The organism is Nocardiopsis codii (assembly GCF_036327455.1).
Classification (GTDB): domain Bacteria; phylum Actinomycetota; class Actinomycetes; order Streptosporangiales; family Streptosporangiaceae; genus Nocardiopsis; species Nocardiopsis codii.
Map to the genome: position 1 here is coordinate 1 of NZ_JAUZMY010000062.1, position 19,352 is coordinate 19,352.

Genomic DNA, 19,352 nt, shown 5'->3' on the forward strand with positions numbered 1-19,352 from the left:
GTGGGGGGTGAGGTGTTGGGGGGTGTGGTGGAGGAGGAGTTCGGTGGTGTGGGGGGTGGGTTCGGTCATGTGGGGGCTCCGGGAGGGGGTGTGATGTCTGTTTTCTGAGTTTCGACAAGTCAGCTTATCGAAAGTCAGGGTTTGGGGTGGTTCGGGGGGTGGGTTTGGGGTGGTTGGGCCCGGTCCCGGTGTGTGGGCCGGGAGTGGAGGGGGAGGGGGTGCGCCCCCAGGGGTGGGGCTCCTGTGCCGGGGCGGTGTCGTGCTGTCCGCCGGTGCGCCGAATGTCGGGGGGAACCGGTCACCATGGCGGTGGCCGCTGCGCTCCGGCGCCCGGCCGCTCCTCGCACCGAGTCCGCCCCGAACGCCCGACGGAACTGAGAGCTCATGCCTGATCGCCTCACCCCGGCCCGATTCGTCGCCCTCTACGAACTGGGCGCCAATCCTGACATCCTCGACCTTCGCGACACGATTCCCGACCGGCGGCGTTGGGAGTGGTTGATCGAGGCCGGGCTCGTCGAACGGTGCGAGGCCGCGGACCCCGATTACGCCTACCGGGTCACGGAGGCGGGCCTTGTCGTGCTGCGGGAGCATCTGACGTACCTGGAGGAGCGCGATCGTGAGCAGTTGCCGCACCGCTCCGGGAACGAGTACGGCATCCAGCGCAGCGTTCCGTACTCCCGCGCCCGGCTGGACGCGGCTCTGGCGCGGCGCGCGCAGGGCCTGGCCGCCCCGCCCGCGGGGCCTGCGATCCCCGAGTGGCGGTTCGGGCAGGGGATGCAGGTGTGGTCGGCGTCGCCTCCCGATGTGCTCGCGGCGGTGGCGGTGCTGCGGGAGTCCGGGCACACGCCCGCGGTCTTCGTGGGGGGCGGGCCCGAGGCGGGGGGCTTCTACGTGGAGTCGCGTGCGGAGTGCCTGTACGTGTACCACGTCAAGGAGGGCCGGTCGGCCCGGGAGGACGGAGCGTGGTTCACGGCGGAGTTGGACGGCTACGCGGACGCGCTGCGCGCGGGCGGGTGGCATGTGGGGTCGGGTGGTTCTCGGTGTGTCCATGTGCGGGCGCCCGGTTCCGTGAGCGCGGGCGGTGGTGGCCTGCGGGCTGCTGCCGGATCTGGGCGGCCAGGGGGTCGGAGCTGACGCACCGTGTGCTTGCCCGGCCTGGCGGCGATGCGGTGTCCGGGCGGTTGCGGGCCTTCGTCTCGGCCACGGGCTTGTGGCGTGAGCAGGGGTGGCCGGCCGGCGGCACGCTGGTGCTGATCCGTCGCAGGCCGGGAACGCCCGATCGCGCCCGGGGCCTGGATCGCGCCGGGATCGAGCGGCTGCTCACCCGGGACGGCGGTGCGTACTGGCGCGCCGGGTCGACTCGTGTTCCAGGCCTTTGCGCCGGTCCTCGCCCGTGCTGGCGGGACCTGGAACCGCTGTGCCCCCAGCGGCCACCCACAGTGTTCAGAGTGGTGGGGGCCCGGGGAGCGCAGATCGCTCGATCAGGGACTTTCGCCGGTTGGCGTGGGGCCGCGCCGTACGGCGCGGCCGGGCCGCGGGGGTTATCGCAGGCGGGAGCGGCGCATCTTGCCGGAGGCGGTGCGGGGGAGTTCGTCGACGAAGTCGATGACCTGGGGTGCGGCGTGGGTGGCGAAGTGGGTGCGGACCCATTCCTTGAGGTCGTCGGCGAGTTCGGGTGCGGCGGTGTGTCCGGGGGTGAGGACGATGCGGGCGCCGATGAGCTGTCCGGCGATTTCGTCGGGGATGGAGTAGACGCCGCATTCCTCGACGGCGGGGTGGTCGTTGAGGACGGCTTCGACCTCGGTGGGGCCGATGCGGTAGCCGTGGGTGAGGATGGCGCCGTCGTCGCGGGTGGAGAAGAAGATCTGGCCCTTGCGGTCCTGGATGCCTGTGTCGCCGGTGAGGTAGTGGGCGTGGTCGGGGGTGAAGCGGATCTGGGAGGCGGCTTCGTTGTCGAGGTAGCCGTTGAACCAGGCGAGGGGGCTTTCGGCGAGGTCGATGGCGATGCGGCCGTAGGTGCCCAGGGGTGCGGGGTCGTCGGAGATGGCTTCGAGGACCTGGATGCTCCAGCCGGGGAGTGCGGGGCCGATGGCGCCGGGGACCAGGGGGGTGGTGGGGGTGGGGGTGTCGCCGTTGGGGATGCCGATGCACCAGCCGAGTTCGGTCTGTCCGTAGTGGTCGCGGACGGGGACGCCGAAGACGTCGGCGACCCAGTCGATGACGTCGGGGGCGAGGGGTTCGCCGGCGCTGGTGAGGCGTTGGACCATGACTTCGGGGGGCAGGGTCTTGGTGGCGGCGCGCAGGGTGCGGTAGGTGGTGGGGTCTGCGGCGAGGTTGGTGACGCCGTAGATGCCCAGGACGTCGAGGGTGAGTTCGGGGTCGAAGAATCCGGCGCGCAGGGCGAGGGAGCCGTGTCCGGCCAGGAGTGGGCTGATGAGGCCGTGGTAGAGGCCGTAGGCGGAGCCGGGGTCGGCGGTGTTCCAGTAGACGTCGTCGTCGTGGACGCCGAGGCCGTAGTGGTGGTAGGCGTGCATGGCGGTGAGGGCGCGGGCGGGGACGGGGACGCCGCGGGGTGGGCCGACGTTGGCGGAGACGTAGAGGATGGCGAGGGTGCCGTCGCCGCCGATGGCGGTGTCGGTGGTGGGTGGGGTGGTGGTGGCGCGTTGGGTGAGGGTGGTGAGGGTGTGGTCGCCTTCGCGGAGGGGGTGGGTGCCGGTGGTGGCGATGTCCCAGGCGGGGGTGTGGGGGGCGTGGTCGAGTTTGGTGCGGTATTCGTCGTCGCAGACGACGAGGCGGGTGCGGGAGTTGGTGAGGCGTTCGGTGATGGCGGAGGGGGCGAAGGAGGAGAGGAGGGGGACGAGGACGGCGCCGAGTCGCCAGACGGCGAGGGCGGTGATGGTGAGGTCGATGCCTTTGGGGAGGAGGGTGGCGATGCGGTCGCCGGTGGTGATGCCGAGGTCGGCGAGTCCGGTGGCGAGGGTGCGGGAGCGGTGGGCGAGTTCGCCGTAGGTGAGGGTGGTGGCGGTGAGGGTGGGGCCGATTTCTGTGGTGGCGACGGTGTGGGGGTTGTGGCGGTCGCAGAGGAGGTGGGCCACCGATGTGGTGGGTGTGTCGTAGGTGGCGAGCCAGTCGCGTAGGTGGTGCGCCGGGTCGGGCACGGGCATCGGTGGTCTTCCTCGGTTTCGGTGGTTTTGTTGGTATCGGAGGGTTACGTCAACACTATGCCCACCTGTGAGGCTGGCCTCACTCGCGCCGGGTGTGGCGGCTCGGTCATGATGTGGGGATGGATAGTGGTGCTGTTGCGGAGCGGTTCGGTTTGGGTGCTGGTGAGCGTGCGTGGTTGGAGGAGGCCGCGCGGTTGCCGGAGCCGGTGAGGGCGTTGGTGGTGCCTTCGGGTGCGGGGGCGGCGCGGGTGTTGGACCTGTTCGCTCTGGAGGGGGCGGATCGGGCCGAGGTGGAGGGGTTGTGGCCGGGGTCCGGTGGGCCGTGGGGTGAGTGGCCGCCGGAGTTGTGGCACGTGGTGGAGTGCATGTACCGGCGGTTGTGCGCGGACGCTGATCTGCCGGCGGGGGTGTGGCGGGACTGGCCGTCGCTGGTGGGTGTGGAGGATCCGCGGGTGCGGGTGGCGTCGTTGTGGGCGTTCGCGGCGATGGTGGAGGCGCAGTTCGCGGCGCATGGGGCGCGGGGTGTGGAGCGGTCGGTGACGGTGGCGACGCTCGCGGATGTGGGTGTGCAGGTGGGGCGTTCGCGGCGGATGTTCGGGCGGTTGTCGTTGGAGACGGCGTCGTGGGTGGCGGCGCAGTTCCGTGGGCGTCTGTTCTGGGTGGGCGGGTTGCAGTTGGAGCCGGCGGTGTTGGGGTACCAGGGCGGGGTGGAGTGGTACTCGCCGGAGGAGGCCGGGGGGTTGGGTCCGGGGATGGGTGTGGGTGATCCGGTGTTGCGGTTGCACATTCCCACGGGCGGGTTGGATCCGGTGTCGGTGGGGGATGCGCTGGGGCGGGCGCGGGGGTTCGCGCGGGAGTGTTTGGGGATCGATCCGGTGGTGGCCACGTGTACGTCGTGGTTGTTGGATCCGCAGTGGGGTGAGGTGTTGGGGGAGGGGTCCAACATCGTGGGGTTCCAGCGGCGGTTCACGCTGGTCGGTGTGGGTCAGCCGGGGGAGGCGGACGTGTTCCGGTTCGTGTTCGGCAGTGCGCGGGTGGATGTGGCGGGGGTGTCGCGGCGGACGCGGTTGGAGCGTGCGGTGGTGGAGCGGTTGGAGTCGGGGGGTTCGTGGCAGGTGCGTACGGGGTGGGTGCGGTTGCCGTAGGTGCGGTGGGTCGGCCCGCGCTGCGCGGTGCGGGCCGACGCCGGGTGGCGCTGTCAGCGTTTGAGGAAGTCGAGCAGGTCCTGGTTGAACCTCTCCTTGTCGCCGGGGACCAGGGCGATGCCGTGTGAGCCGCCCTCGTAGACCTTGAGTGTGGCGTCGGCGATGATCTGTGCGGACTTGCGGCCGGTGGCGTCGATGGGGACGATCTGGTCGTCGTCGCCGTGGACGATGAGGGTGGGGACGTCGATGCGGCGCAGGTCCTGGGTGAAGTCGGTGTGGCCGAAGGCGTCGACGCATTTGACGCCGGCCTGGATGGTCTGGTGCATGGCCATGAACCAGAAGGCGTCCTTGTTGCCCTGGGTGACCTTGTTGCCGGGGCGGTTGGCTCCGAAGAATCCTTCGGCGGTGTCCTTCCAGAACTGGGAGCGTTCCTTGAGGATGCCGTCCTTGATGCCGGTGAAGACGTCGTCGGGGACGCCTTCGGGGTTGGTGTCGGATTTGAGCATGATCGGTGGGATCGCGGAGAGTAGGACGGTTTGGCGTACGCGTCGGGTGCCGTGGCGGCCGATGTAGCGGGCGAGTTCGCCGCCTCCCATGGAGTGCGCGACCAGGGTGGCGTCCTGGAGGTCGAGCTGGTTCATGAGGTCGTCGAGGTCGTCGGCGAAGGTGTCGAAGTCGTAGCCGTTCCAGGGTTGGCCGGAGCGGCCGTGTCCGCGGCGGTCGTGGGCGATGCCGCGGAATCCGTTGTCGGCGACCCATTTGAGCTGGTCTTCCCAGGCGTCGGCGTTGAGGGGCCAGCCGTGGATGAAGACGACGGGGCGTCCGCTGCCCCAGTCCTTGTAGAAGATGTCGGTGTTGTCGCGGGTGGTGATGCGGCCCATGGGTGGCCCCCTTCGTGGTGGTCGCGGTGTGGTGTGCCGGGTGGTGTCGGCGCACCGTTGCCGAGTGGATCACGGTGGGGGGTGGGGGTGAACCCGGTGGGGGGCAAGGCTGGGGAAAGGTTCGTTTGGGGTGGTCAGATGGCCATGAGGGTGTGGGCGGTCTCGTCGGTGAGGTCGGTGCGGTTGCCGCTGTGGATGATGTGTCCGGCGTCGATGACGGTGACGGTGTCGGCGAGGCGCAGGGCGACGTCGAGGTACTGCTCGACGAGGAGGACGGTGATGCCTTCGGCGGCGATGTCGGTGATGGCCTGTTCGATCTCGGCGACGATGGAGGGTTGGATGCCTTCGGTGGGTTCGTCGAGGATGAGCAGGGTGGGGTTGGTGACCAGGGCGCGGGCGATGGCGAGTTGTTGGGCTTGGCCGCCGGAGAGGAGTCCGGCGCGGCGGTGGAGGAGGGGTTGGAGGCGGGGGAAGCGGTGCAGGGCGGCGTCGATGAGTTCGGGGCCGCCTCTTTTTGTGGCGTGGTGGGCGACGTGGAGGTTTTCGGCGACGGTGAGGGGGGCGAAGGTGTCGTGGCCTTGGGGTGCGTAGGCGATGCCGTTGCGGATGCGGGTGTGTGGGGGGTGGTGGGTGATGTCGGTGCCGTTGTGGGTGATGGTGCCGGTGGTGGGGGTGATGAGTCCGGCGATGGTGTTGAGGAGGGTGGTTTTTCCGACGCCGTTGCGGCCCATGATGCAGGCGATGGTGCCGGTGGTGATGGTGAGGTTGATGTCGAACAGGACGCGGGCGCGTCCGTAGCCGGCGTTGAGGTGGTGGACGCTCAGGTGGGGGGTGTTCATGGGCGGGTCTCCTGGGGGGTGCGGCCGAGGTAGACCTCTTGGACGCGGGGGTCGTTCTGGACGGTGGTGACGTCGCCGTGGGTGAGGATGCGTCCTTCGTGCAGGACGGTGACCTCGCGGGCGTAGCGGCGCAGGAAGTCCATGTCGTGTTCGATGACGATGATGGTGTGGTCGGTGGCGATCTGGGTGAGGAGTTCGCCGGTGCGGGTGCGTTCTTCGGCGCTCATGCCGGCGACGGGTTCGTCCAGGAGGAGGAGCCGGGGGTGTTGGGCCAGGAGCATGGCGATTTCCAGCCATTGGCGTTGGCCGTGGGAGAGGGTGGCGGCGAGGGCGTGGGTGTGGGGGGTCAGGCCGACGCGTTCGAGGAGTGCGGTGACTTCGGGGGTGGTGCCGCGGGGGCGCCGTAGGAGCTGCCAGGGGCGCAGTCGGTGGGATGCGGCCAGGTCGACGTTGTCGGCGACGGTGAGGTGTTCGAAGACGACGCTGGTTTGGAAGGTGCGGCCGATGCCGGTGCGCACGATGTGGTGTTCGCTGCGTTTGTTGAGGGTGTGGCCGTTGAAGGTGATGGTGCCGGTGGTGGGGCGGGTGCGGCCGGTGATGGTGTCGATGAGGGTGGTTTTTCCGGCGCCGTTGGGGCCGATGAGGAACCGGAGTTCGCCTTCGTGGAGGGTGAGGTCGACGTGGTCCAGGGCGGTGAAGGCGCCGAAGGTGACGGTGAGGTCGCGGATGTCGAGCAGGGTCATGGGGTGCTCCCGGCGGTGGCGGTCTCCTGGGGTGGTGCGGGGGTGGTGCGTCGGTGGCGTAGGGCGGTGGTGGCGGTGCGGGTGAGTCCGGCGAGGCCGTGGGGGGCCAGGGCGATGACGATGACGAACAGGGCGCCCTGGAGGTAGGTCCAGCCGCCGGCGAAGGTTTCGGAGAAGGTGGTTTGGGCGGCGTTCATGATGACGGCTCCGGCGGCGGCGCCGGCGAGGGAGTAGCGGCCGCCGATGGCCACGGCCAGGACCATCATGATCGAGGGGATGACGCCGATGAGGGAGGGGGAGATGATGCCCATGACGGGGACGAAGAGTGCTCCGCCTGCGCCGGCGGCGGTGGCGGAGAGGGCGTAGGCGAGGGTTTTGGCCCAGGTGGGGTTGTAGCCGAGGTAGCGGACGCGGTCTTCGCCGTCGCGGATGGCGATGAGGAGTTTGCCGTAGCGGCTGTGGGTGATGTGGCGGAAGAGCAGGTAGGTGGCGGCCAGGACGAGGACGGTGAGGGTGTAGAGGGTGGTTTGCGCGGTGGGGGTGTAGAGGCTCTGGCCGGCGAAGACGGGGAAGTTGGTGAGTCCGTTGGAGCCGCCGGTGAGGTGTTGTTGGCCGATGAGGAGGATGACGAAGGCGGCGGCCAGGGCCTGGTTGAGGAGGGCGAAGTAGGCGCCGCGGACGCGTTGGCGGAACACGGACCAGCCCAGGAGGGTGGCGACGGCGGCGGGGACGAGGAGGGCGGCGAGGATCGCGGTGGCGGGGTGGGTGAAGGGTTTCCAGAACCAGGGGAGTTCGGTGAGGCCGGACCAGGTCATGAACTGGGGGAGTTGGCCGTTGGTGAGGGGGTCGGCGGCGGTGGCGGCCAGGGTCAGGTGCATGGCCATGGCGTAGGCGCCCAGGCCGAAGTAGACGCCGTGGCCGAGGGTGAGCATGCCGCCGCGGCCCCAGGCCAGGGCGATGCCCAGGGCGACGATGGCGTAGCACAGGTATTGGGCGAGGAGGTTGAGGCGGAAGGGTTCGAGGAGTTGGGGGAGTAGGAGGAGGGCGGCGGCGAGCAGGGCGAGGAAGGTGGCGGGGCCGCGCAGGCGGGTGAGCAGGGTGGGGTGCTCGGGGGTGGGGGTCATGTCAGCGCCCTTGTCTTGACGGTGAACAGTCCCTGGGGGCGGGCCTGGAGGAAGGCGATGATGGCGGCGAAGACGAGGAGTTTGGCCAGGGAGGCGTCGGCCCATGCTTCGACGGTGGCGTTGAGGATGCCCAGGCCGAACGCGGCGATGATGGTGCCGCGGAGTTGGCCCAGGCCGCCGATGACGACGACGAGGAACGCGTCGACGATGTAGTTGGTGCCCAGGGTGGGTCCGGTGGGGCCGATGAGGGTGAGGGCGACGCCGGCGATGCCTGCCAGGCCGGAGCCGATGAAGAAGGTGGTGGCGTCGACCTTGCGGGTGTTGATGCCGCTGACGCTGGCCAGGTCGCGGTTGTGGATGACGGCGCGCATCTGGCGTCCCTGGCGGGAGTGGTTGAGGTGGTAGGCGATGGCGGCGACGCACACCAGGGCCAGGGCGAGGATGAACAGGCGTGAGTGGTGCAGGCGGATGCCGCCGAGGAGGGTGGTGCCTCCGGTGAGCCAGGCGGGTGCGGGGACGTCGACGTTGGGTGCGCCGAAGGTGTCGCGTGCGGCCTGTTGGAGGATCATGCCGATGCCGAAGGTGAGCAGGAGGGTGTCCAGGGGGCGGCCGTAGAAGTGGCGGATGAGGCCGAGTTCGAGGAGCCAGCCCAGGGTGCCGGTGATGGTGAAGGCGAGGGGCAGGGCGACGATGAGGGAGTAGGTGGGGTCCAGGCCGGCCCAGGCGTGGAGGACGTAGGCGGTGTAGGCGCCGACCATGATGAATTCGCCGTGGGCCATGTTGATGACGCCCATCTGGCCGAAGGTGAAGTTCAGGCCCAGGGCGGCGAGGAGGAGGACGGCGCCGATGGCCAGTCCGATGGGGAGTTGGTTGACGAGGGCGTCCACCGAGGCTCCTTGTCCGGTGAGGTGGGGCGGCCAGGGGGTGCCGAGGGGGTGGGGGTGCCCCTGGCCGCTGGGTGGGGGTGCGGCGGGGGGTCAGCCGGTGAGGGCGGCGGCCCAGTCGTAGTTCTCGAGGTAGGGGTCGGGGGTGATGGGTTCGGGGGAGGACCAGATCTCGTCGATGAGGCCCTGGTCGTTGACCTGGCCGATGCGGGCGGTCTTGATGACGTGCTGGGTGGTGCCGTCGATGGTGATGGGGCCTTCGGGGGCGTCGAAGGTGGTGCCGTCCAGGGCTTCGCGCACGTCGGCGACCTCGAAGCTGCCGGCTTCCTCGACGGCGGCCTTCCACAGGTGGACGGCGTTGTAGGCGGACTGCATGGGGTCGGAGGTGACCCGGTCGGCGCCGTAGGTGTCGGTGAAGGCCTCGACGAAACCGGTGTTGGTGTCGGTTTCGGTGGTCTGGTAGTAGTTCCAGGCCGTGAGGTGGCCGGTGATGTTGTCGGCGCCGATGCCCTCGACCTCCTCCTCGGCGACGCTGACGCTCAGGACGGGGGTGTCCTGGGCGGTGACGCCGGCGGAGCGCAGCTGTTGGAAGAAGCTGACGTTGGAGTCGCCGTTGAGGGTGTTGAAGACGGCGTCGGGTTCGGTGCGGGCGATGTCGTTGGTGATGGTGGAGTACTCGGTGTGGCCGAGGGGGGTGTACTCCTGGGCGACGATCTCCATGTCGTGTGCCTGGGCGTAGGCGGTGATGATCTGGTTGGCGGTGCGCGGGAAGACGTAGTCGGAGCCGACGAGGTAGAGGCTGGTGTGGCCTTCTTCGCGCAGGTAGTCCAGGGCGGGGATGATCTGCTGGTTGGTGGTGGCGCCGGTGTAGACGATGTTGGGGGAGGCTTCGAGGCCCTCGTACTGGACCGGGTACCACAGGAGGCCGTCGTTGCGTTCGAAGACGGGGAGCATCGCCTTGCGGGAGGCGGAGGTCCAGCCGCCGAAGACGGTGGCGACGTCGTCGGACTGCAGGAGTTTTTGGGCGCGTTCGGCGAAGGTGGCCTCGTCGGAGGCGCCGTCTTCGATGATGGGTTCGATCTGGCGTCCCAGGACGCCGCCGTCGGCGTTGATCTCGTCGATGGCGAGTTGGACGGCGTCGCGGACAGTGACCTCGCTGATGGCCATCGTGCCGGAGAGGGAGTGGAGCATGCCGACGGTGACGGTGTCCTCGTCGGTTGCGGTGTCGCCGGGGGTGCAGGCGGTGGCGGCCAGTGCCAGGGCGAGTACGGCGGCGGTGAGGGGGGCGGGTCTGGTGCCCGGGCGGGTGCGTGCCACGTGTGCCCATCTCCTAGGGGTTCGGGGGTCGGGGTGCACCTAGGAGGCTGGTGTCGGGGTGTTTCGTGGGGCGTGCCCGGTGGTTACGTATACATGTCGGTATCCGGTGGGTGGTTAAATCGCGTTTCTGCCGGGCGGGTGGCGGGTGGTGGCGGCGAGCAGGTGGTGGCCGGTGCCGTCGCAGTGGGGGCAGGGGTGGGGGGCGAGCGCCTGCTCTCCCCGGTAGGGGGTGGGGGAGTCGGCGTCGGGCGGGTGGTCGCCGGGCGGGTCGCCGGTGGTGAGGTGGGCGAGCAGGGACAGGCGTGTTCCGCTGCCCAGGCAGCTGCGGCACATGGTTCGGATGAGCATGTGCGCAGGATAAGTGGTGGGTGCGGGGCGGGGTGTGTGAACAGTCGAGCTTGTCGGGTTTTGTGTGTCTCTTGGGTGTGGGGTGGGGGAGTGGGCCGCACAGGGGCTGGTGGGAGGGTCGCCGGGCCCGGGCGTTGAGGGTGTGGTCCCGCGGTGGCGGGGTGGCCCTGCGGCCGTTCACGGGCCTGAGAGGGGGCGGGGCCGTGGTCGCGCAGGCGTGCCGTCGACGGCCCGTGCCGAACGGGGCGCCCGCACACCAGTGCGGTGACCGGTCGTGCTCGGAGGGCGATCACGAGGGCTGATTCCGGTACGGGCGTGGTGCTGTCGGGGGGCGTCCGCGGTGCACCCGAGATTGTCGGTTTGCCGCTGCACGGTGCTGGTGACCGCGTCGGCGCCCTCGAACGGGAGCCGGGTGGAGTGCCGGCGTGCGGGGTCCGTACCGGTGGCTGCGGGCAGGGGGCCGGACGCGACGTCGGCGACCCGGTCGGCGTCGTCGCGTCGGGCGAGGAGGATGTCGGCGTCGTCGCGTCGGGCGAGGAGGATGTCGGCGTCGTCGGCGGGGAGCGGGCCGCCCTGCATGAGGACGGCGGCGGTGCCGACCAGGCGGTGGTCGGGTGCCAGGGCGCGGGGAGTGATGTGGGCGAGGAACCGCGGGAGGACGCTGCCCAGCTGTGTGCGGCGGGGGCGGCCTGGTGTCGGTGTGGTCCGTGGGGCGTGGCCGCCCGCGGGGTTGTCAGGGGACCCCCTGACAGTCCAACTTGACATAATGTGCATTATCGGCGATATGGGCGGAGGTGTGAGAAGGGGCTGGAACGCCTGCGGCTGCGGGGTTTTCGTGCGGGCGGCGCCAACGCCCGACCCGACGGCCGTCGGCGTGTGATTGCTTGTCGTTGGTGCGTTGGTGCGTTGGTGCGTTGGTGCGTTGGTGCGTTGGTGCGTTGGTGCGTTGGTGCGTTGGTGCGTTGGTGCGTTGGTGCGTTGGTGCGTTGGTGCGTTGGTGCGTTGGTGGGCGCGGCCGGTGGTCGTTCCGTGGCGGCTCGGGTGGATGTCCGCCGGGCGCTGGTCGTGTCGGGTTTGCTGTGCGTGTCGGGTGCGGTTCGTCCACAGGCGTTGTGTGGGTCTGGTGGTCCGGGGTGCGACGGGCTAGCGTGGATTCGGGGGCGCTGTGGGCCGCCGATGGCGGGACGCATCACCCCCGAATCCCAGTCTCCCGAGGTCAGCGACTGGATGGCAAGGCCGTTCGGGGTGCTGTGGACGACTTCTGCGGGACTCGGCGGAGCCTGCCCCCGTTGGTCCGATGGCGGGTGTCCGGTGGGGACGGTACGTCCGGTGCGGCCTGCCTGCGTGGCGCCGGCCCCGGGTTGGCACGGGCGGAAGGGCGTCCCCCGCGGTGCGGGGCCGCCGGATCAGCGGCACCCTCGGGACGTCCAATCTCTCCATGTTTGATGCATAAACCGTGTTATGCATGTTTTTGGCGAACTTTGTAGACACCTGAGTTGTTTGTGGCGATTCTCTGGCCCGTCATCGTGCAGCCCCATACTCCCCTGGCTCCGTGGCTCGGCCGCCCCCGCGCCCCCACCACCCCCTCGCTCCCCGCCCACACACCCGCTCCCAGAACGCCGGCCCGGCAGGCGCATCGCCCACCACTCCCCCGTGAGAGGTCCGCACCCATGGAAGAACTCGCACACGGTTACACCAACGACACCCGACGCGAGGGCGGTGTGGTGGTCAAACACCACCGGGGTCCCGGCGCCGCCCGCAGACACCGCACCGAGGCCCGCGCGCTGCGCGCCGCCCGCGGGACCGTGCCCGTCCCCGCACCCCTGGACCCCGGCCCCGAGCCCCGGAGCGGCCCCGCCCTCCCCCTGGTCACCTCCTACGTCGACGCCGTCCACGCCGAGGACCTGTGGGCACGCGGGCACGCCGATCAGGTCATGGCCGCCTGCGGGAGGGCGCTGCGCCTGGTCCACGGCCTGGATCCCGCGCTCCTGCCCGGCCCGCCACCGCGCCCCGGCCAGGTGTTCGTGCACGGGGACTTCGGCCCCAACAACGTGCTGATGGAGCCCGGCGGCGGGCGGGTGGCGGCCGTCCTGGACTGGGAGTGGGCGCACCCCGGGGCCCCGGTGGAGGACCTGGCCTGGTGCGAGTGGGTGGTCAGGACCTACCACCCGGGCGAGGTCGGGGCGTTGGAGGCGTTCTTCAGTGCCTACGGGGAGCGCCCGGAGTGGCAGGAGCGCCACGCGTGGATGGTGCGCCGCTGCGCGCAGGTGACCGCGTTCTGGGAGCAGTGGCGGCCCGGCTCCCCCGTCACGGGTACGCGCCGGGCCCAGCTGGCGGCCACCCGCGCCTGGCGCGAGTGAGGGGCCCGTGGGTGCGGCACGTCGTCTGGCAGTGGGCGCGCGCGGGCGGTTACGGTGGCCCGTGCGGGGCCCTCCCCCGGGTTCGACCGTTCCGCTCTCCCCTCGGTCCACGGCAGCATCCTGTTGGGAGGAACACGGTATGGCCCTTGACCATGACGAGTTGCGGCGCATCGACGCGTACTGGCGTGCGGCGAACTATCTGTCGGTGGGGCAGATCTACCTGCTCGACAACCCCTTGTTGCGGGAGGAGTTGCGGCCCGAGCACATCAAGCCGCGGTTGTTGGGGCACTGGGGTACCACTCCGGGGTTGAACTTCTGTTATGCGCACCTGAACCGGGTGATCCGGGAGCGGGACCTGGACATGATCTACGTGATGGGGCCGGGGCACGGGGGTCCTGCGGCGTTGGCGAACGCGTGGTTGGAGGGCGGTTACTCGGAGGTGTACCGGCACATCTCCCGGGATGCGGAGGGGATGCGGCGGTTCTTCCGTCAGTTCTCCTTTCCGGGGGGTGTGCCCAGCCATGTGGCGCCGGAGACGCCGGGATCGATCCATGAGGGCGGTGAGCTGGGGTATTCGCTGGTGCACGCGTTCGGTGCGGCCTTCGACAACCCGGGGCTGGTGGTCTCGTGTGTGGTGGGTGACGGTGAGGCCGAGACGGGGCCGTTGGCGGGCAGTTGGCACTCGAACAAGTTCCTGGATCCGGTGCGTGACGGTGCGGTGCTGCCGATCCTGCATCTGAACGGGTACAAGATCGCGAATCCGACGGTGTTGGCGCGTGTGCCCGAGGACGAGCTGATCAAGCAGTTCGAGGGGTTCGGGTACCGGCCGTTGATGGTGAGCGGTGACGATCCGGTGTACATGCACCGCCGTATGGCGGAGGTCGTGGACGAGGCGTTGGAGGAGATCGCGCAGATCCAGCGGGTCGCCCGGACGTCGGGGTTGGAGCGGCGCCCGGTGTGGCCGATGGTCATCCTGCGCTCGCCCAAGGGGTGGACGGGGCCCGGGGAGGTCGACGGGGTCGCGGTGGAGGGGACCTGGCGTTCCCACCAGGTGCCGTTGGCGCGGGTGCGTACCAACGCCGAGCACCGGCGGATCCTGGAGGAGTGGATGCGCTCCTACCGGCCGGAGGAGTTGTTCGAGGAGTCGGGGGCTCCGGTGGCGGAGTTGCGGGAGCTTCCGCCGGAGGGTGTGCGGCGGATGAGTGCGAACCCGCATGCCAACGGCGGGTTGTTGCTGCGGGACCTGGTGGTGCCGGACTTTCGCGAGTACGCGGTGCGGGTGTCGGGGCACGGGAAGCAGTCCAGTGAGGCGACGCGGGTGCTGGGGCACTTCCTGCGGGACGTGCTGCTGCGCAACCCTGATTCGTTCCGGTTGATGGGGCCGGACGAGACGGCGTCGAACCGGTTGTCTGCGGTGTTGGAGGCCTCCGACAAGGTGTGGCAGGCGCAGATCCTGCCGGTGGACGAGCACCTGGGGCGGCACGGGCGTGTGATGGAGGTGCTCAGTGAGCACATGTGCCAGGGGTGGTTGGAGGGGTACCTGCTGACGGGCCGGCACGGGTTGTTCAACTGCTACGAGGCGTTCGTGCACATCGTGGACGCGATGTTCAACCAGCACGCGAAGTGGTTGAAGGTGACGCGGCGGTTGCCGTGGCGGCGGCCGATCGCGTCGTTGAACTACCTGTTGACGTCGCATGTGTGGCGTCAGGACCACAACGGGTTCACGCACCAGGATCCGGGGTTCCTGGACGTGGTGTTGAACAAGCCCTCGGAGGTGGTGCGGGTGTACCTGCCTCCGGACGCCAACACGCTGCTGTCGGTGGTCGACCACTGCCTGCGTTCGCGGGACTACGTGAACGTGGTGGTGGCGGGCAAGCAGCCTGCTCTGGACTTCCTGTCGATGGAGGAGGCGGTGCTGCACTGTACGCGCGGGATCGGGATCTGGGAGTGGGCGGGGACGGACCGGGGGGACGGTGCGGGGCCGGACGTGGTGCTGGCGTGCGCGGGTGATGTGCCGACGTTGGAGACGTTGGCGGCGGCGGACCTGTTGCGGCAGCTGTTCCCGGAGTTGCGGGTGCGGGTGGTGAACGTGGTGGACCTGATGCGGTTGCAGCCGGCGAGTGAGCATCCGCACGGGCTGCCGGACGCCGAGTACGAGGCGCTGTTCACCCCGGACAAGCCGGTGATCTTCGCGTTCCACGGGTATCCGTGGCTGGTGCACCGTCTGACCTACCGCAGGGCGGGGCACGAGAACCTCCATGTGCGCGGGTACAAGGAGGAGGGGACCACGACGACGCCGTTCGACATGGTGATGCTCAACGACCTGGACCGGTTCCACCTGGTGATGGATGTGATCGACCGTGTGCCGGAGTTGGGCGGTCGGGTGGCGGGGATCCGTCAGCGGATGGTGGACGAGCGGTTGCGGCACCGGGCGTACACGCGGGAGTTCGGTGAGGATCCGGCGGAGGTCCGCGACTGGGTGTGGCCGTACTGATGCGGGTCCTGGTGGTGAACGCGGGGTCCTCCAGTGTGAAGTTGAGCGTGTTGGGTCCGCGGGACGAGGTGTTGGCGTCGGAGTCGGTGCCGGTGCGGCGCAACGTGTGGGATCGGGGTGCGCTGGAGGCGGCGCTGGGGAGGTTTCCGGCGCCGGACGCGGTGGGGCACCGGGTGGTGCACGGGGGGCGCGAGTTCGTGTCGCCGGTGCGGTTGGACGCGCGGGTGCTGGGGCGGTTGCGGGCGCTGGGTGATCTGGCGCCGTTGCACCAGCCCAAGTCGTTGGCGGGGATCGAGGCGATCGAGCGGGCGCTGCCGGGTCTTGAGGCGGTGGCGTGCTTCGACACGGCCTTCCATGCGGGGATTCCGCAGGAGGCGTCGACGTATGCGGTGCCGGAGCGGTGGAGGAGCGGGTTCGGGGTGCGCCGGTTCGGGTTCCACGGGCTCTCGCACGCGTATGCGTCGCGTCGGGCGGGTGAGGTGACGGGGGGTGCGCGGCGGGTGGTGGTGGCGCATCTGGGGGCGGGGGCGTCGTTGGCGGCGGTGTTGGAGGGGCGTGGTGTGGACACGACGATGGGGTTCACGCCGTTGGAGGGGTTGGTGATGGCGACGCGGTCCGGGAGTGTGGATCCGGGGATGGTGTTGTGGTTGCACCAGCATGCGGGGGTCGGGGTGGAGGAGATCGCGGACGCGTTGGAGCACCGGTCGGGGTTGTTGGCGTTGGCGGGGACGGCTGACATGCGGGAGGTGTTGGCGCGTTCGGATGCGCGGGCGGTGTTGGCGGCGGGGGTGTATGTGCACCGGTTGCGTGCGGGGGTGGCGGCGATGGCGGCGTCGTTGGGCGGGTTGGACGTGTTGGTGTTCACGGGTGGTGTGGGTGAGGGGTCGGCGGTGGTGCGCGGGCGTGTGGCGGAGGGGTTGGGGTTCTTGGGTGTGGGGGTGGATGCTGCGGCGAACGAGGGTGTGGGGGTGGAGGGTGAGGTGAGTGCTGCGGGGGCGGCGGTGCGGACGTTGGTGGTGCATGCGCGTGAGGATGTGGAGGTGGCGCGGGGGGTGCGGGAGGTGGTGGGGCGGGTCTGAGTCGGTGTGGGGCCGGGGGTGCGGGGGTTTCCCTGCGCCCCTTTTTTTGTGGTGTTCGGGGGTCTCTCTCCCGGTGGTGGGGTGTTGGTGGGCGCGGGTGTGGGGGTGGCCTCTCCCCCGGTGTGGCGGGTGGTCCGGTGTCGGGGTGTGTCCGTGGTTGTCGAACAGGTTCGAACACCTGGGGGCGGGGGCGTGGAAGTGCCCGCGGTATCGGGGATGCTGTGGTCATGGATGTTGAACAGGGGCCCGTGGTCGAGGCCGTCGAGCAGTACCTGGTGGCGCGGCGGGCCGCCAAGCCCTCCCCTCATACGGTGGCCGCCTACCGGCGTGACCTGCTGGGGGTGTTGGCGTGTGTGGGTCGGGTGCGGGGTGTGGATCCGGGTGGTGTGGTGTGGGCGGATCTGGACGCGACGGTGTTGCGGGGGGCGTTCGCGGAGTTCGCGGCGGACCGGGCGGCCTCCAGTGTGCTGAGGGCGTGGTCGACGTGGAACGGGTTCTTCGCGTTCTGGGTGTCGGAGCGGGTGGTGGCGGGAAATCCGATGTCGGCGGTGCCGCGGCCGCGGGTGCGGCCCTCGGTGCCCAAGCCGCTGATGGGTGAGGACACCCCTGAGCGGTTGTTGGAGGCGTTGGCGCGGGGGGCGCGCAAGGCGCGGGATCCGTGGCCGGAGCGGGATCTGGCGGTGTTGGCGTTGGCGCTGTTGACGGGTATGCGGTCGGCGGAGATGTTGTCGTTGCGGGTGGAGTCGGTGGGGGGTCGTGCCGGGGAGCGGCGTATTCGGGTGGTGGGCAAGGGCGGGGGTGAGCGTTCGCTGCCGATCGAGGTGCCGTTGGAGGTGTTGTTGGAGGCGTATGTGGAGTCGCGGCGGGTGCGGTTCGGTGTGGTGCGGGGGTCGGATCCGTTGTTGGTGGACAACCGGGGGCAGGGGTTGCGCCGGGGTGGGCTGCAGTATCTGGTGAAGCAGTGCTACAAGCACGCGGGGGTCAACGACCGGGTGGCGCGGGGGACGCTGGTGCATGCGCTGCGGCACACGTTCGCGACCCGGTTGGCGGAGGACGGGGCGTCGGTCACCGAGATCATGCACTTGTTGGGGCATGCGTCGTTGTCGTCGTCGCAGGCCTATATCCAGGTGACGGACCGTGCTCAGCGGGAGGCGGCGGGGTCCAACCGTACGTATGGGGTGTTGCGGCGGTTGGGTGGGGGTGAGGTGGCGGGGTGAGTATGCGGGCGGAGGTGTGAGGGTGTGGGGGTGGCTACGCTGTGGGCGTGAACCAGTCGACTTTCGTTGTGTCTACCGTGAACGTCAACGGCCTGCGGGCCGCCGCGAAGAAGGATCCGGGTTTTGTTTCCTGGTTGTCGGCCACTGAGGCCGACGTGGTGTGTGTGCAGGAGACGCGGGCCGAGTCCGCTCAGTTGTCGCAGGAGGTGATCGCGCCGCAGGGGTGGCATGTGGTGTTGGTTCCCGCGGCGGCCAAGGGGCGGGCCGGTGTGGCGGTGTACTCGCGTGCGGAGCCCGATGCGGTGCGGGTGGGGTTCGGTGAGGCCGAGTTCGATGAGGCGGGCCGGTATGTGGAGGTGGATCTGGGGGCGGTGACGGTGGCGAGCCTGTACCTGCCCTCGGGTGAGGTGGGCACCGAGCGCCAGGAGGAGAAGGAGCGTTTCATGGAGGCGTTCCTGCCGTATCTGGTGCGGCGGCGCAAGGAGGTGGAGGAGCAGGGCCGGGACCTGGTGGTGTGCGGTGACTGGAACATCGCGCACACCGAGGCGGACCTGAAGAACTGGCGGGGGAACCGCAAGAGTGCGGGGTTCCTGCCCGAGGAGCGGGAGTGGATGGGGCGGGTCTTCGACGAGGCCGGCTACGTGGACGTGGTGCGGGTGCTGTTTCCGGACCAGGAGGGCCCGTACTCGTGGTGGTCCTACCGGGGGCGGGCGTTCGACAACGACACGGGGTGGCGTATCGACTATCAGGTGTGTACGCCGGGGTTGGCGGTGCGGGCCGAGTCGGCGCGGGTGGAGCGGGCCGAGGAGCACGCGGCGCGTTGGTCCGATCACGCGCCGGTGACGGTGCGGTACCGGGCGTAGGGAAGGGGACGGGTCATGGGTGTGCCGATCGTTCTGGTGCATGGTTTGCGGGTGTCGGGGAGCATGTGGCGTCCCCAGGTGGAGTTGTTGGAGCAGCAGGGGCGCACGGTGGTGGCCCCGGACCTTCCCGGGCACGGGTCGAGGCGGGGTGAGGACTTCTCGCTGGGTCGTGCGGTGGACACGGTGTTGGAGGCGATCGACGGTGTGGGCGGCCGGGCGCTGCTGGTGGGGTTGAGCCTGGGCGGTTTCGTGTCGATCGCGGCCGCGGGTGCGGCTCCGGGGCGTGTGGCGGGGTTGGTGGCGGCGAGTTGTACGGCCAAGCCGGCGCAGACGTTGGCGCAGGTGTACCGGATTCCGTCGGTGTTGATGGATCGGTTGCCGGACAAGGGGGCGACGATCAATGAGCGTTTCCACCGGTTGACGTTGCGTGATGGTGCGGCGGACGCGGTGTTGGACGGTGGTCTGGCGGTGGAGGCGGCCACGGCGGTGATCGACGCGGTGGCGGAGATGGACGCGTTGTCGGCGTTGTCGGCGTATCCGGGCCCTGTGTGGTTGATCAACGGGGCGCGGGACCATTTCCGGATCCATGAGAAGCAGTTCTTCGACGCGTGTGCGGATGGTCGGCTGGTGAACGTGCCCAGGGCGGGGCACATGGTGAGTCTGGACCAGCCGGTGAACTTCTCGCGGATCGTGGCCGATGCGGCGGACGTGGTGGGGGTGCGTGAGCGGCGGCCCGTGGAGGAGGGCGGGGCGCAGCGTGCGGTGGAGGCCGACGGCGCCTGTTGAGTGTGGTGGTGGTGTGCGAGGGGGTGGGCCTGTGGGCCCGCCCCCTTCGTGGTGTGTGGGGTCAGGGGCTGTCGGAGGGGTGGGGTTCGGTCTGTTCGTGGGGGGCGG

Annotated in this window: 17 protein-coding genes; 8 read left to right on the forward strand and 9 right to left on the reverse strand. The window is 69.9% G+C overall.

Annotated features, from left to right (window positions below):
• Positions 1-384 precede the first annotated feature (384 nt).
• On the forward strand, positions 385-1,134 hold the full coding sequence (locus Q8791_RS31255; RefSeq protein ID WP_330095459.1) for a hypothetical protein: 750 nt from the start codon (positions 385-387) through the stop codon (positions 1,132-1,134).
• A gap of 407 nt (positions 1,135-1,541) precedes the next feature.
• On the opposite strand, the gene Q8791_RS31260 is transcribed toward Q8791_RS31255, so the two are convergent.
• Positions 1,542-3,164 carry an AMP-binding protein gene (locus Q8791_RS31260; RefSeq protein WP_330095460.1) on the reverse strand — a complete coding sequence of 541 codons (1,623 nt, stop codon included), beginning with the start codon at positions 3,162-3,164 and terminating at the stop codon, positions 1,542-1,544.
• A 119-nt stretch (positions 3,165-3,283) separates the two neighbouring features.
• Here Q8791_RS31260 and Q8791_RS31265 point away from each other — a divergent pair, with 119 nt between their 5' ends.
• Entirely contained in the window at positions 3,284-4,309 is a 1,026-nt protein-coding gene (locus tag Q8791_RS31265) for an acyltransferase domain-containing protein (RefSeq protein ID WP_330095461.1), read from the forward strand.
• Between the two features lie 53 nt (positions 4,310-4,362).
• Here the strand turns inward: Q8791_RS31265 and Q8791_RS31270 are convergent, their stop codons facing one another.
• From Q8791_RS31270 to Q8791_RS31305, 8 genes are all read right to left on the reverse strand, one after another.
• Entirely contained in the window at positions 4,363-5,190 is an 828-nt protein-coding gene (locus Q8791_RS31270; protein ID WP_330095462.1) for an alpha/beta fold hydrolase, read from the reverse strand.
• Positions 5,191-5,324: 134 nt separating this feature from the next.
• Positions 5,325-6,029 carry an ATP-binding cassette domain-containing protein gene (locus Q8791_RS31275; RefSeq protein WP_330095463.1) on the reverse strand — a complete coding sequence of 235 codons (705 nt, stop codon included), beginning with the start codon at positions 6,027-6,029 and terminating at the stop codon, positions 5,325-5,327.
• Positions 6,026-6,772, reverse strand: a complete 747-nt coding sequence (gene urtD / locus Q8791_RS31280; protein WP_330095464.1) for an urea ABC transporter ATP-binding protein UrtD — start codon at positions 6,770-6,772, stop codon at positions 6,026-6,028. The genes Q8791_RS31275 and urtD overlap by 4 nt, the downstream gene beginning before the upstream one ends.
• Entirely contained in the window at positions 6,769-7,896 is a 1,128-nt protein-coding gene (gene urtC, locus Q8791_RS31285; RefSeq protein WP_330095465.1) for an urea ABC transporter permease subunit UrtC, read from the reverse strand. The genes urtD and urtC overlap by 4 nt, the downstream gene beginning before the upstream one ends.
• Positions 7,893-8,783: an urea ABC transporter permease subunit UrtB gene (gene urtB, locus Q8791_RS31290; protein ID WP_330095466.1), complete on the reverse strand. Its 891-nt coding sequence runs from the start codon at positions 8,781-8,783 to the stop codon at positions 7,893-7,895. Before urtB ends, urtC begins: the two co-directional genes overlap by 4 nt.
• 90 nt (positions 8,784-8,873) lie before the next feature.
• Positions 8,874-10,097 carry an urea ABC transporter substrate-binding protein gene (gene urtA, locus Q8791_RS31295; protein ID WP_330095467.1) on the reverse strand — a complete coding sequence of 408 codons (1,224 nt, stop codon included), beginning with the start codon at positions 10,095-10,097 and terminating at the stop codon, positions 8,874-8,876.
• Between the two features lie 114 nt (positions 10,098-10,211).
• The gene (locus tag Q8791_RS31300) at positions 10,212-10,445 is read right to left on the reverse strand and encodes a hypothetical protein (RefSeq protein ID WP_330095468.1); all 234 of its coding nucleotides are present in this window, start codon (positions 10,443-10,445) and stop codon (positions 10,212-10,214) included.
• Between the two features lie 177 nt (positions 10,446-10,622).
• Complete coding sequence (locus Q8791_RS31305) at positions 10,623-11,210, reverse strand: hypothetical protein (protein WP_330095469.1); 588 nt, start codon at positions 11,208-11,210, stop codon at positions 10,623-10,625.
• 905 nt (positions 11,211-12,115) lie between these two features.
• Here Q8791_RS31305 and Q8791_RS31310 point away from each other — a divergent pair.
• From Q8791_RS31310 to Q8791_RS31335, 6 genes are all read left to right on the forward strand, one after another.
• Entirely contained in the window at positions 12,116-12,805 is a 690-nt protein-coding gene (locus tag Q8791_RS31310; RefSeq protein WP_330095470.1) for a phosphotransferase family protein, read from the forward strand.
• Between the two features lie 139 nt (positions 12,806-12,944).
• Positions 12,945-15,299 carry a phosphoketolase family protein gene (locus Q8791_RS31315; RefSeq protein WP_330095471.1) on the forward strand — a complete coding sequence of 785 codons (2,355 nt, stop codon included), beginning with the start codon at positions 12,945-12,947 and terminating at the stop codon, positions 15,297-15,299.
• The gene (locus Q8791_RS31320; RefSeq protein WP_330095474.1) at positions 15,299-16,378 is read left to right on the forward strand and encodes an acetate/propionate family kinase; all 1,080 of its coding nucleotides are present in this window, start codon (positions 15,299-15,301) and stop codon (positions 16,376-16,378) included. Before Q8791_RS31315 ends, Q8791_RS31320 begins: the two co-directional genes overlap by 1 nt.
• A gap of 227 nt (positions 16,379-16,605) precedes the next feature.
• Positions 16,606-17,595: a tyrosine-type recombinase/integrase gene (locus Q8791_RS31325; protein ID WP_330095472.1), complete on the forward strand. Its 990-nt coding sequence runs from the start codon at positions 16,606-16,608 to the stop codon at positions 17,593-17,595.
• 47 nt (positions 17,596-17,642) lie between these two features.
• Positions 17,643-18,458: an exodeoxyribonuclease III gene (locus Q8791_RS31330; protein ID WP_330095475.1), complete on the forward strand. Its 816-nt coding sequence runs from the start codon at positions 17,643-17,645 to the stop codon at positions 18,456-18,458.
• 15 nt (positions 18,459-18,473) lie between these two features.
• Entirely contained in the window at positions 18,474-19,244 is a 771-nt protein-coding gene (locus Q8791_RS31335; RefSeq protein WP_330095473.1) for an alpha/beta fold hydrolase, read from the forward strand.
• Positions 19,245-19,352 lie beyond the last annotated feature (108 nt).